This is a genomic window from Pseudomonas sp. WS 5027 (assembly GCF_012985695.1).
GTDB lineage: Bacteria > Pseudomonadota > Gammaproteobacteria > Pseudomonadales > Pseudomonadaceae > Aquipseudomonas > Aquipseudomonas hygromyciniae.
In genome coordinates, this window is the sequence record NZ_JAAQWU010000011.1 from 168,265 (window position 1) to 180,593 (window position 12,329).

12 protein-coding genes are annotated in these 12,329 nt (G+C 62.0%); 3 read left to right on the top strand and 9 right to left on the bottom strand.

All coding sequences use genetic code 11. The features are described from left to right. Positions 1-148: 148 nt before the first annotated feature. The 5 genes from HBO09_RS15395 to HBO09_RS15415 all read right to left on the bottom strand — a co-directional run bounded on the left by HBO09_RS15395 (position 149) and on the right by HBO09_RS15415 (position 4,869). The gene (locus HBO09_RS15395) at positions 149-1,081 is read right to left on the bottom strand and encodes a D-2-hydroxyacid dehydrogenase (protein ID WP_169993472.1); all 933 of its coding nucleotides are present in this window, start codon (positions 1,079-1,081) and stop codon (positions 149-151) included. A 113-nt stretch (positions 1,082-1,194) separates the two neighbouring features. Further along, the gene (locus HBO09_RS15400) at positions 1,195-1,488 is read right to left on the bottom strand and encodes a YcgL domain-containing protein (RefSeq protein WP_169993474.1); all 294 of its coding nucleotides are present in this window, start codon (positions 1,486-1,488) and stop codon (positions 1,195-1,197) included. After that, complete coding sequence (gene rnd, locus HBO09_RS15405; RefSeq protein WP_169993476.1) at positions 1,485-2,618, bottom strand: ribonuclease D; 1,134 nt, start codon at positions 2,616-2,618, stop codon at positions 1,485-1,487. The genes HBO09_RS15400 and rnd overlap by 4 nt, the downstream gene beginning before the upstream one ends. A 122-nt stretch (positions 2,619-2,740) precedes the next feature. After that, positions 2,741-3,397: a class I SAM-dependent methyltransferase gene (locus HBO09_RS15410; RefSeq protein WP_169993478.1), complete on the bottom strand. Its 657-nt coding sequence runs from the start codon at positions 3,395-3,397 to the stop codon at positions 2,741-2,743. 98 nt (positions 3,398-3,495) lie between these two features. Then, entirely contained in the window at positions 3,496-4,869 is a 1,374-nt protein-coding gene (locus HBO09_RS15415; RefSeq protein WP_169993480.1) for a glutamine synthetase family protein, read from the bottom strand. 416 nt (positions 4,870-5,285) lie between these two features. On the opposite strand from HBO09_RS15415, the gene HBO09_RS15420 reads away from it, so the two are divergent. Next, a complete protein-coding gene (locus HBO09_RS15420; protein WP_169993482.1) occupies positions 5,286-6,128 on the top strand; it encodes a cache domain-containing protein in 843 nt (280 codons plus the stop codon). 188 nt (positions 6,129-6,316) lie between these two features. Here HBO09_RS15420 and HBO09_RS15425 read toward each other — a convergent pair whose 3' ends face one another. Then, positions 6,317-7,816 (bottom strand): MDR family MFS transporter, encoded by a 1,500-nt coding sequence (locus HBO09_RS15425; protein WP_346266434.1) that lies wholly within the window; start codon positions 7,814-7,816, stop codon positions 6,317-6,319. A gap of 71 nt (positions 7,817-7,887) precedes the next feature. Continuing rightward, positions 7,888-9,081: a 4-hydroxybenzoate 3-monooxygenase gene (gene pobA, locus HBO09_RS15430; RefSeq protein ID WP_169993484.1), complete on the bottom strand. Its 1,194-nt coding sequence runs from the start codon at positions 9,079-9,081 to the stop codon at positions 7,888-7,890. Between the two features lie 179 nt (positions 9,082-9,260). Between pobA and HBO09_RS15435 the strand changes: the two genes are divergently transcribed. After that, positions 9,261-10,175, top strand: coding sequence for a helix-turn-helix domain-containing protein (locus HBO09_RS15435; RefSeq protein ID WP_169993486.1), 915 nt, complete (start codon positions 9,261-9,263; stop codon positions 10,173-10,175). Here the strand turns inward: HBO09_RS15435 and HBO09_RS15440 are convergent. Both HBO09_RS15440 and HBO09_RS15445 read right to left on the bottom strand, forming a co-directional pair. Next, on the bottom strand, positions 10,149-10,322 hold the full coding sequence (locus tag HBO09_RS15440) for a hypothetical protein (RefSeq protein WP_169993488.1): 174 nt from the start codon (positions 10,320-10,322) through the stop codon (positions 10,149-10,151). The genes HBO09_RS15435 and HBO09_RS15440 overlap by 27 nt on opposite strands. Positions 10,323-10,421: 99 nt before the next feature. Beyond that, positions 10,422-11,327 carry a LysR family transcriptional regulator gene (locus tag HBO09_RS15445; RefSeq protein ID WP_169993490.1) on the bottom strand — a complete coding sequence of 302 codons (906 nt, stop codon included), beginning with the start codon at positions 11,325-11,327 and terminating at the stop codon, positions 10,422-10,424. A 113-nt stretch (positions 11,328-11,440) separates the two neighbouring features. On the opposite strand from HBO09_RS15445, the gene HBO09_RS15450 reads away from it, so the two are divergent. Further along, on the top strand, positions 11,441-12,307 hold the full coding sequence (locus HBO09_RS15450) for an MBL fold metallo-hydrolase (RefSeq protein WP_169993492.1): 867 nt from the start codon (positions 11,441-11,443) through the stop codon (positions 12,305-12,307). Positions 12,308-12,329 lie beyond the last annotated feature (22 nt).

Consider the following 12,329-nt stretch of genomic DNA (forward strand, 5'->3'; position numbering starts at 1 on the left):
GTGAGATCAACCATGGAGGGAGAGCCATTTTCAGGATGAAAACAGGAGCCTCCCATACCCTCGGCGTGGGTGAAATTGGATAAGTGTTAACAGCCATTTGCCCACGCCCCTGGCCCGCATCGCGCGGGCTGGGCGTGGGCCAGGTCCCTCAGTACCCACGCTCGAAGCTGACTTCGCCGCGCAGTGCCTCCCGGGCCTGATACGCCCGCAGGTTTTCGACAAACAGCGTCACCATCCTGCGCGGGCACGTCGGCGCGGAGCTGTGGCCCGTCAGCAGCAAACCCCAGGCGGTCCAGAACGGATGGCGCTGGGGCAGTGGCTCCTGGCGGCAAACATCGATAACCGCACCGGCCAGGTGGCCTTCCTTCAAAGCCTCGACCAGGTCGGCATCCACCACCGCCACGCCACGGCCGACGTTGATAAACAACCCGGTCGGCTTGAACTGCTTGAACAGCGCAGCGTCGTACAGATCGTGGGTGTTGGGCGTGTTGGGCAGCAGGTTGACCACATAGTCCACCTCGCCTACCAGACGGCCCAGTTGATCCGGCCCGGCCACTTCGATAAACGGTGCCTGCTCCCGGGCTTGGCTGGCGATGCCGTACAACTCCACGCCAAAGGGCAGCAGGAACTGCGCCACGCTCTGGCCGATATCGCCGGTGCCGACAATCAGCACCTTGCGCCCCGCCAGGCTCTGGCCCATGCGGTTGTCCCACTTGCGCTCGACCTGGCTCACCAGGCGCGCCAGTACTTCACGCTCGTGACCGAGCATATAGGTGAGCACGTACTCGGCCATCACCTGGCCAAAAATGCCGACGGCACGGGTCAGCCGATAATCCCGTGGCAAGCCATCGGCCAGCAGCGGCGTGATGCCGGCCCAGGTCGATTGCAGCCACTGCGGATGGTGGCCCTGGCGCAGCAGGGTTGCCAGCAGGTCTGGCTGGCCCAGCCACACCGGGCAATCAGCGGCCAGGCGCGACAACTCAGCCGAGTCGCCACTGGTCAGGACTTCAATATCCGGCGCCGCTTCGCGCAGCAGTCGGGCGTACAGCGGGTGGTCCTGTTCTGCTATCAGAACGCGCATGGTTCAAACCTTTCAAAAACAGTGCAGGCGGCCACCGACAGCAAACTCACTGCAGGGCTCGGGGCTCGCCAGGTCATTCGATTCAAACGTGCCCCGAACGGGACACGGGTCGATCACATCGGGTCGTTACGGCGCAGCAACTCTTCGGGCAGGTGTTCGATGTACTCGTCTTCCGGCGGTGGCATTTGCAGGTGGTAGCCCTGCTTTTCGAGGTTGGCCAGGACCGTCGCGATATCCTCCTGCTGCAGCTTGCGCTCCGGCGTCAGCACCAGGCTGAACGCGTGTACCGGCTTGCCGAACACCGTCAGCAGGCCTTCGGGCACGCGCTCGAGGGCATCGCTCTTGAGCACGTAGAGGTACATGCCGGCGCGTTTCGGGCTGCTATAGATGGAACAAATATGTTTCAAGGCTGTTCTCCGGCAGTGGCCAGGCTGTCCAGCAGCGCCTGGCCCATCAACTCGCGGCGCCAGCCACGCAGCGAGTCAGGCAATTGGTAAGGTCCATCGGGATAGCCGCTCTTGACCAGCGCCTCCAGGGTTTTCTTGCGCAGCATCAGTTCCGGGGCCATGTCCAGGCGTTCGGCGAAGGTCTGGCCCAGGGCGCGCAGTTGCTTGATCAGCACCGCGGCATCCACCGGCAACGGCTCTGGCACGGCCGGCGGCCATTGGTCCATCGGCACACTGGCGGCACGCTTGATCAGGCCCAGCAGGAACTCGCCGTCCTGGCGCACGGTGCGCGGGTGCATGTCTTCGATTTTGCCCAGGGCAGCGAGGTTATCCGGCTGCGACTTGGCCAGGGGCCATAGCGAGTGTTCGCGGATGATGCGGTTGCGTGGCAGGTCACGGGCACGGGCCTGCTGCTCGCGCCAGGCGCACAGTTCGCGCAACACGGCGAGCTGGGCCCGGGACAGTTTCCAAGCCAGCTTGGCGTCGCGGTAGACCTCGTAGGGGTCGATTTCCCGGCGCAGGTTGGCCACCAGTTCGGCGCCATCTTCCAGGACCCAGGCGTACTTATCGTCGGACAGCCGCGGACGCAGGCGTGTATAGACTTGCGCCAGGTGCACCGCGTCTTCGGCGGCGTAACTGACCTGGGTCTCGGATAATGGCCGCTGCAGCCAGTCCGAACGGGTCTCGCCCTTGGGCAACTCGATATCCAGCACCGCTTGCACCAGGCGCGAGTAGCCCATGGAGAAGCCGAGGTTCAAGTAGGCCGCCGCCAGTTGCGTGTCGAACAATGGCACTGGCAGGCTGCCGGTCAGGCGCAGCAACACTTCCAGGTCTTCGCTGCAGGCGTGCACCACCTTGATCACCGCTGGATTTTCCAGCAGCGCGGCCAGGGGTTGCCAGTTATCAATGGTCAGGGGATCGATCAGATAAGCGCGTACACCGTCTCCGATCTGGATCAACCCGGCGATGGGATAGAAGGTGTCGACCCGCATGAATTCGGTGTCGAGGGCGACGAATGGCAACTGCTGCCATTCGGCGCAATGCTGGCCGAGGCTATCGTTGTCGCAGATCCAGTGAATATCGATGGCCACACGGCTCTCCCTTGAAGAATGGCGCGCAGTATATATCGCCTGAGGGTCTTTCGAGCACCCGCAGAGTGCCAGCCATCATGAAAACTCTGACAGGAGACAAAGAATAGTCCGACGGTTGCGGCTTATCCTCTTTTACGCAGCACATAAACCCGCCACAAGGCCGAGCCGGGCATGAACTCTTGCTGGCTAAGCACAGTGAAGCCCGCCTGGCGGAACTCTGCTTCCACCTCGCTGCGATGGGCCGGTAAAGGTTGCCCCGCGACTGCCGGGTGGCGTTCACGATGGCGGCTGTCGCTGTCTACCGAGACAATCACCGTGTCGCGGCTGACACGGTGAAACTCGCGTAACAGCGCCAGTCGCGCGTCAGCTGTGGGGACGTGGCGAAACAATTCCAGGCAAAAAATGCAGTCCACCGCATTGGCCGACAGGCCGATGGAAAATGCCGAGCCCTGAAAGGTCTTGATCCGCCGCAAAAATGCCGCGCCATGATGGCTCTGCGCATGATCGAGCATGGCCTGGGAAGCGTCCGAGGCGAGGATCACGCGGTTGCTGTGTTCGGCCAGCACCGGCCAGAAACGCCCCGCCCCGCAGGCCAGGTCCAGCAGCAACCCGGGTTCCCCCGCCACTTTCAGGGCGTGGCGCACCAGGCGCTCATCGCGCCATAACCACAAGCGCCGCAGCAAACCGGGCGGGCGCGTGTCACCACAGACCCGAGCGTGGTCACGATCACAGCGCGCGGCGAATTCAGCCTCGATGGACGATAGGGGTGGTGGCGACATCACGGGACTCATGTAGATGAACCGGTCTCTACGGACACTGGAACTTGAGCTTAACCACCCCCGCGTGAAAAAAAGGTCGAAAGCGTCGCGGCGAATCATCACGCTTGATGCAGGTACCAGCGCCAGTCCTGCTCGCCCACTTCACCCATGAACTGCCGGTACTCGGCCCGTTTGACCGCCAAGTACACACCGAGGAACTCCTGGCCGAACGCCTCACGCGCCCAGGCCGAACCTTCCAACGCGCGCAAGGTGGTCAGCCAATCGGTGGGCAGCAACTCCTTGGCCTGGGCATAACCGTTGCCCGTCACCGGCGCGCCGGGATCGCGCTGCTCGCGAATGCCCCGATGAATCCCCGCAAGAATGGCCGCCGCGGCCAGGTAAGGGTTGGCATCGGCACCGCAGATGCGGTGTTCGATATGCCGCGAATACGCCGGCCCGCCTGGCACACGCAGGCTCACCGTGCGGTTGTCGACGCCCCAGGTGGCGGCTAGCGGCGCGTAGCTGTTGCTCTGGAAGCGGCGGTAGGAGTTGGCGTTGGGACAAAACAGCAGCAAGCAGTCGAGCAAGGTGCTGAGCATCCCGCCGACTGCCTGGCGCAACAGTGGCGTGCCGTCGGGCGCCTCGCTGGCAAACAGGTTGTTGCCGTCGGCATCCGCCAGGCTGACATGCATGTGCATGCCCGTACCGGCCAGGTCGTCGAACGGCTTGGCCATGAAACAGGCCGTCATCCCGTGCTTGTGGGCCACGCCCTTGACCAGGCGTTTGTAACGCACGGCCTCGTCCATCGCCTGCAACGCATCGCTGCGATGCTCGAGGGTGATTTCCACCTGGCCCGGGGCGTATTCGGAAATTGCCGTGCGCGCGGGGATGCCTTGCAGTTTGCAGGCGCTGTACAGGTCGGCCAGAAACGGCTCGATCTGCTCCAGTTCACGCAAGCCATAGACCTGGGTCGAGCGCGGGCGAGCGCCATCCACATCCCGCGCCGGTTGCGGGCGGCCATTGCTGTCGGGCTTCTGGTCGAGCAGGTAGAACTCCAGTTCCGCCGCCATCACCGGGTAATAACCGTCGGCCTTGAGCCCGTCGATGACCCTGGACAACAAGTGCCGTGGATCGGCAACCGTCGCCGGCAGGCCTTCCTCGGGGTGCATGCTGACCTGCACCGCCGCCGTGGGAATCAAACGCCACGGCATGCGCTGCAAACTGCCGCTGATTGGGTAGGCACGGCAATCAATATCGCCCACCTCCCACACCAGGCCGGAGTTCTCGACGTCATCGCCATTGAGGGTCAGGCCCAGGATGGTACTGGGCAGCGGCCGCCCGCTTGCATAGACCGCCAGCAGTTCATCACGGTGCAGCAACTTGCCCCGGGGCACGCCGTTGCTGTCGAGGATGAACAGTTCGAACATCTCGATATCGGGGTTTTGGTCAAGAAAGGATTGGGCTTCGTGCAGGTTGGCAAAGACGGTACTCATGGCAGCTCTCTTACGTTTGCGTCAGGCAGGCGCGCGCGACGGCGCACCCTGGATGGGGCAATCAGCGTAAGGGCGTGGTGTCTGGCGGGCGGGCATGGCGGCAGTGCCACAGCGCCCAAAAGGCTAGTTCAGAGGGCAGTGCATCAGCACCCAGCCGACATATCGGGCAACTAGGCGCAATGGCGCCAGGCGAGGCCTCGGGGTGAGCGTCGGGGGAGCCGTCCATGCAGGAATCACAGTGAAGAGATAAGCACCAGCGTCACACGGTGCAATAAGTCGTTAAATTCACCCTTAATGGAGTTTGGATGCAAACCCACTAAACATTCAGAAACGACTTACATCGTTTGCTGAATACTCATGCATAGCCCACAGCCGTCTACGCTGTTGGGACATTCACAAGAACGAGGGACGGGTCAATGAAGGGAATGCTCCGCGCCACCTGGCTGCTGCTGTTGTTGTGTGTCAGCCAGGCCCACGCCGCTACCGCCCAGGAACAGGACGCCAAGGCCGCCAAGGCGCTGCTGGAGAAGGCTCTGGCTTATTACCACGACAACGGTGACAAGGCCTTCGCCGCCTTCAGCCGCCAGGGCGAGTTTGTCGACAAGGATCGCTATGTGTTCGTGGTCGATACCAAGGGCGTGCTGCTGGCCAGTGGCGGCCCGTCATCGGCGCTGATCGGGCGCGACGTGTCCGAAGTGCTCGGGCCGGACCTGCGCCAGTCCTTCAAGCAAGCGCTGAAAATCCCGGAAGGCAATGGCATCCAACAGGCTGAGTACCGCTGGCAGAACTGGAACGATGGCAAGGTGGAACGCAAACATGTGTTCTACCAGCGCATCGGCCAGCGCATTCTGGCCGTCGGCTATTACCTGCCTCGGGCCTCGCCCGAACAGGCCAAGGCCCTGCGGGACAAGGCGGTCAGGGAGCTGGAAAAAGATCAAGCCGACACGTTAAAAGCCATCAATGCGCTGCAAGGTGGCTTTCTGCAGGACGACTTGTATGTATTTGTGGTCGATCTGGATACCGGGCGCTACGTGGCCCATGGCACCAACCTGCGCCTGATCAACACCGACTTTGCCAAGGTCAAGGACCCGGATGGCAAGCCCGTGGGTGAACCGATCCTTCAATTGATGAAGGAACAGGACCAGGGGGAATACCAGTACCGTTGGAAAAACCCGGTGACCGGCAAGGTGGAAGACAAGCATGCCTACCTGCGCAAGAGCGGGCATTTTCTGGTGGCAGTGGGTTACTACAGCCCATAAAACGCCCGCGCTAAAGAATCCCTGTGGAGAGGGGGCTTGTCCCCCGTTGGGCTGCGTAGCAGCCCCAATAAGATCACTGAGTTCTATCAGATAGACCGAGGTGATTACTTTTGGGGCTGCTGCGCAGCCCAACGGGGGACAAGCCCCCTCGCCACAGGGCGGGGTTTTAAATGAGCATAATCACGGGCTTATCGCGCCTTGTCCTCACGCCCACGCAACAGTTGGTTGGGCATGGCAATCGCCGCCGCCAGCCCCAGCAGCGACACCGCCGCGCTGACCATCAATAAATGCCGGAACGTGTTCAGTAACTCCCCACGCAAGGCATCCTGCGCAGGCCCCGGTGCGGCATTGAGGCCATCGAGCAGAACGTTGCCGGAACTGCCTTCAGCCATCATCGAACCACTGGCCAGATGGGCAAAACTCGAATCCTGTAACAACGCCAGGAGCAAGGCCGACATGCATGCCACGCCGACCGCGCCGCCCAGGGAGCGGAACAGGTTGGTGGTGCTGGTGGCGACGCCAATGTCGTGTTGGGCCACCGAGTTTTGCGTGCCCACCAGGGACGTCGGGAACTGCATGCCCGAGGCAATGCCACTGAGCACCATGAACAGGCTGCTCAGGATCAGAGACTGGGGCGCGCTGAAGGCCATGCCGAGGATCGCTATCGGCGTGAGTACTGCCCCGGCAAGGATCATCGGTTTATAGCGCCCCGTCACCGAGGTCATGCGCCCGGCGAAGAACGCGCCCATGGGTAAGCCAATCGCCAAAGGCAGCAGGTGCAGGGCGGCGCTGTCGGCGCCGGCGCCCGTGACGCTCTGGTAGCGCAGGGGCATCAGTACGATCAGCGAGATGGCCTGGAAACTGGTGAAGAAAATCGTGCACCAGCACAGCACCGCGCTGCGGTTGGCGAACAGGTGCATGGGCAACAACGGCTCCCGCGCCCGGCGCTCGTGCCAGACAAACAGCGTCAACGCCACCAGGGCACATGCCAGCAGGCCCAGCACTTGATCATCGCGCCAATGATGGCCCTGGCCGATTTCGGTGATGCCCAGCAACAACGCCGTCAGGCCAACGATCATCAGCAGCGTGCCAAGGTAATCGATGATCGGCTTGCGCTGTGGCACCGGCAGCCCCACGAGGGTGCGATGGGCCACCCACCAGGCGCCCGCGCCCAATGGCAGGTTGATCAAAAACACCCAGCGCCACGACAGGTACTCGGTCATATAGCCGCCCAGCACCGGCCCGGCCACGCTGGCGACGGCGTACATGCTGCTGAAGTAACCCTGGTAACGCCCGCGCTCGCGGGGTGGGATGATGTCGCCGATGATCGCCTGGCTCACGGAAATCATCCCGCCCGCGCCAATGCCCTGGAGGATACGCGCCAGCACCAGTTGTTCCATGCTTTGCGCCATGCCACAAAACAGCGAGGCGACGGTGAACAGGCCCATGCCGATCAGCATCATGGGCCGGCGCCCGTACAGGTCGCCGAGCTTGCCGTAGATCGGCACCGCCACCGTCATCGCCACCATGTAGCCGGAGATGACCCAGGCCAGCAGGTTGACGTCGTTGAACTGGGCGGAAATGGCCGGCATCGACACCGCCACGATGGTCTGGTCCAGGGCGCCGAGGAAAATCGCCAACATCAGCGCGGCGAGGACACTGCGTACAGAAGGTGTGGGTTGAGTCACGGCAGAACCTGCAGGCAAGGCCACGGAAAAAGAGGCCCGCGGCAATGCCCGTCATGTTACTCGATAGCCAGCTACTGGATAGCTTCGTAGGGAAGTCCGACGTAATTTTCTGCAATGGTTTTACGCCCGGCCTCAGACTCGACAAAGTACTCCAGCTCACTCTGGGCGATACGTTGGCTGAAGCCATCCGCCTCGGGAAACTGGTGCAGCATCGAGGTCATCCACCACGAAAACCGCTCGGCCTTCCAGATACGGCGCAGGCAGATCTGTGAGTATTTTTCCAGCAGCTCCACGCGCCCTTCCCGGTACACCTTGCACAGGATCGTAAACAGGGTGCTGACATCACTGGCCGCCAGGTTCAAGCCCTTGGCCCCGGTGGGCGGCACGATGTGGGCGGCGTCTCCCAGCAGGAACAGGCGCCCGTACTGCATGGGCTCCACCACGAAACTGCGCAGCGGGGCGATGTTCTTTTCGATCGACGGCCCGGTGACCAATTGCGCCGCCAGATCCGTGGGTAAGCGCGCCTTGAGTTCATCCCAGAAGCGCTGGTCGGACCACGCGTCAATCGACTCCGCGGCCGGCACTTGCAGGTAATAGCGGCTGCGGCTGGACGAACGCATGCTGCACAGGGCAAAGCCGCGCGGGTGCTTGGCGTATACCAATTCGTCGTGGACCGGCGGGGTGTCGGCAAGAATGCCCAGCCAGCCGAAGGGGTAAACCCGCTCGAAGGTCTTGAGCACGTCGCTGGGGATCGACTGGCGCGCCACGCCGTGGAAGCCATCGCAACCGGCGATGTAGTCACAGTCCACGCGTACCTGCTGGCCTTGATGCTCGAAGGTCAGCCAGGGCCGCTCGCCCTTGAGGTCGTGGGGTTGTACGTTGCGTGCTTCATACAAAGTGATGGCGCCGGCCTGCTCGCGGGCGGCCATCAGGTCGCGGGTGACTTCGGTCTGGCCGTAGATCATCACGGTCTTGCCGCCGGTCAGGGATTTCAGGTCGATGTGTTGCAAACGCCCATTCAGAGCCAGCTCGAAGCCTTCATGCACCAGGCCTTCGGCGTCCATCCGCTGGCCGACGCCCGCCTGGCGCAACAGCTCGACCATGCCCTGCTCCAGCACCCCGGCGCGAATCCGCCCCAGTACATAGTCCGGTGCCTGCCGCTCAAGAATCAGGGTTTCAATCCCGGCGTTGTGCAGCAACTGGCCGAGCAGCAGCCCCGAAGGACCGGCGCCGATGATGGCGATTTGGGTTTTTAGCGTTTTCATTATTTTTATGACCCGCCTGCTTCCCCCGAACGTAACCGGTGAAAGCGTTGTCAGTGGTTTTGGTACTGGCATTTTTCCCTTGAGTGACCGCCACAAGAAGGTGAAAACTGAGCCAAAGCCTGCGCTTTTCGCCAATCGGGGCGATTACCGCACCACTGTCCTGAGTATCGGATAAAAATATGACCAAAAATGCCAGTCCCGCGATTCCAGTGTTCAAACTCTACGGGGAAAGCCAACAGTGGCCGACCCCGGACTTGTTGCACTGTGAAACCATCTCCCGGCGCAGCCGTGAGTACCAGTGGGAGATCCAACCCCACCGGCATGCGGACCTGTGCCAATTGCTCTACGTGTACAAAGGCCAGGCGCAACTGGAGATCGAGGGCCAGCGCACGACACTGACGGAGTCGACCCTGCAAGTGCTGCCGCCGCTGTGTGTGCATGGGTTCAGGTTTGCCGAGGATGTCCAAGGATTTGTGGTGACACTGGCCGCGCCACTAGTGGCGCACCTGCAAGGCCAGTTGGGTTCGGCGGTGGACGGTTTGAGCGCCCTGGGCAGTTACCCGGCGGGCCAGGACAGTGACTATCTCAATAGCCTGTTTACTCGGCTGCAACACGAATACAACGACGACTTCCCGGCCCGGGACATGATGATGCATGCCCTGGTCAGCGTGTTACTGGTGTGGATCAGTCGCCAGGCCATCCAGCGCCGCCATCCTCGGGCACCACGGGGCCGTGAGTATTTCCGGCGTTTCACCCAGTTGGTGGAGCAGCACTACCGCGAACACCCGAAAATCGAAGACTTGGCGCACAAGCTGGGGATCTCGGTGTCGCACCTCAATGGCACCTGCCGCGAACTGGGCGGGCAGCCGGCCTTGCAGATCATGCATGACCGCCAGTTGCTGGAGGCCAAGCGCCTGCTGACGTACACCAGCATGACCATCAATGAAATGTCGGATGTGCTGGGGTTTTCTGATCCGACCAACTTTTCGCGCCTGTTCCGACGCCGCGTGGGTTTTTCACCCAAGGCATTTCGCGAACAACTGAACGCGGCGCCTACAGATGGCGTTTCAGCGCAGAGCGCTCAACGTCGCTGAGTAGGTGCATTGCCCATGGTTGCAGGTCGCGGCCATGCCCGGTTGCTGGCGGGCCTGTTCGGCGCGGTAGGCAGCGGTGCCGTAGAGGGCTGTGGCGAAGGCGCACAGGGCAAAGATCATCAGGTACTTTCTGGTTTTGATCGTCATGGCATTAACCTCCGGACAGATCAAGAAGGTGCTGTATTGAGCATAGGTCAGCCAGGGCGAGTTGCCAGTATTGAGGGGTATTCAGGCGCCTTATCGGGCCTACAGCCCGGCGTCCCATTGCGGCTCGGTTGGGAACCGCAATACCAGGAAATCCAGGAGGCTGCGCAAGGCCTGGGGCATGTGCTTGCGCGAGGCGTATACCGCGTACATGTTCATCTGCCGGGGCTCGGCGTGCGGCAGCAGGCGGATCAACTGACCGCTGCGGATGTAATCGCCGGCCTGATAGGTCGGCAACATCGCCACCCCTGCCCCGGCCAGGGTCAGCCGTAGCAAGGTGCTGGCTTCATTGGCGCTGATATTGCCGTGCACCGGCACCGACACCGGTTCGCCATCCTCCTCGAAATGCCACAGGCTTTTGCCGAAGTAGGAATGGGTCAGGCAGTTGTGCCCCGCCAGTTCCTCTACCCGCTGGGGTTGCGGGTGTTCCTGCAGATACGCCGGCGAAGCGCAGATCACCGAGCGGCATACGGTCAACTGACGGGCAATCAGGTTGGGATCCAGGTCATTGCTGGTGCGGATCGCCAGGTCGATACGCTCATCCACCAGGTTCACCGTGCGATCGAGCATCTGCAGGTCAATACTGACCAACGGGTAACGCTTGACGTATTCGGCCATCGCCTCGGCCAACTGCGCCTGGCCAAACGAGGTGCTGACGCTCAGGCGCACCAGGCCACGCGGGGCGTCGTCCGGTTCGCTGACGGCGGCCTGCATGTCGCAGGACAATTCCAGCATCTGCCGGCAGCGTGGCAGGGTTTCGCTGCCAGCGGCGGTCAGGCTGAGCTTGCGGGTGGTGCGGTGCATCAGGCGAGCGCCGACCCAGTCCTCCAGCTCTGCCAGATAGCGCGACACAACAGGGCGCGACAGGTCCAAGTGATCAGCCGCCGCCGATTGGCTGCCCAGGTCGACCACGGTGACAAACACCCGCATTGCTTGAAGACGATCCATGATTTGCCCGATTTCAGAAACAAACTATGTTCAAGCATCGCATTTTTTGCTGCGTTCAGTGCAACTAAGCTCTGTCCATCGCCTGCCAAGGCACCCCTGACCTGGACCTGAACATGCTCACTACGCTCAAGCGCTTTGTATTGGCCACTACCGTTCTCGGCTTTGCCGCCCACGCCGTCGCCGCCGACCTCACCCTCGACGTTTACAACCCGGGCGAATCGGCGATCTTCCCCGTCAGCTCGGTGCTGGTCAGCGGCGAGAAAGACGCGATCCTGGTGGACGCGCAGTTCGGCAAAGGCCAGGCCGAGCAACTGGTACAGAAGATCCGCGCCAGCGGCAAACAACTGACCACCATCTACATCAGCCATGGCGACCCGGACTACTACTTCGGCCTCGACACCCTGGCCAGCGCGTTCCCACAAGCCAAGATCCTTGCGCCGCAACCGGTGGTCGATCATATCAAGGCCACCGTTGCCGGAAAGATCGAATACTGGGGCCCGAAAATGGGCGCCGACAAACCGGCCAAAACCATTATTCCCCAAGTCCTCGAAGGCCATAGCCTGACGCTTGAAGGGCACCCCCTGGAAGTGATCGGCCTGGACGGCCCGCAGCCGGATCGCAGCTTTGTCTGGATCCCATCGATCAAGGCCGTGGTCGGCGGCGTGGTGGTCTCGCAAAACATCCACCTGTGGATGGCCGACACCCAGGGCGCGAAATCCCACGCCGATTGGCTGGGCACCCTGCAACGCATCGAAAAACTCCAGCCAGTCACCGTGGTCCCTGGTCATTACCTGGGCAAACCTACGGCCAAATCTGTCGCCTTCACAGCCGAGTACATCAAGGCATTCGACGTAGAGACCGCCAAGGCCAAGGATTCCACCGCACTGATCGCCGCCATGAAAAAACGCTACCCGCAACTGGCCGATGAAAGCTCCCTGGAGCTGAGTGCCAAAGTCGCCAAGGGCGAAATGAAGTGGTGAATTGATCCAACCCTTACCCACC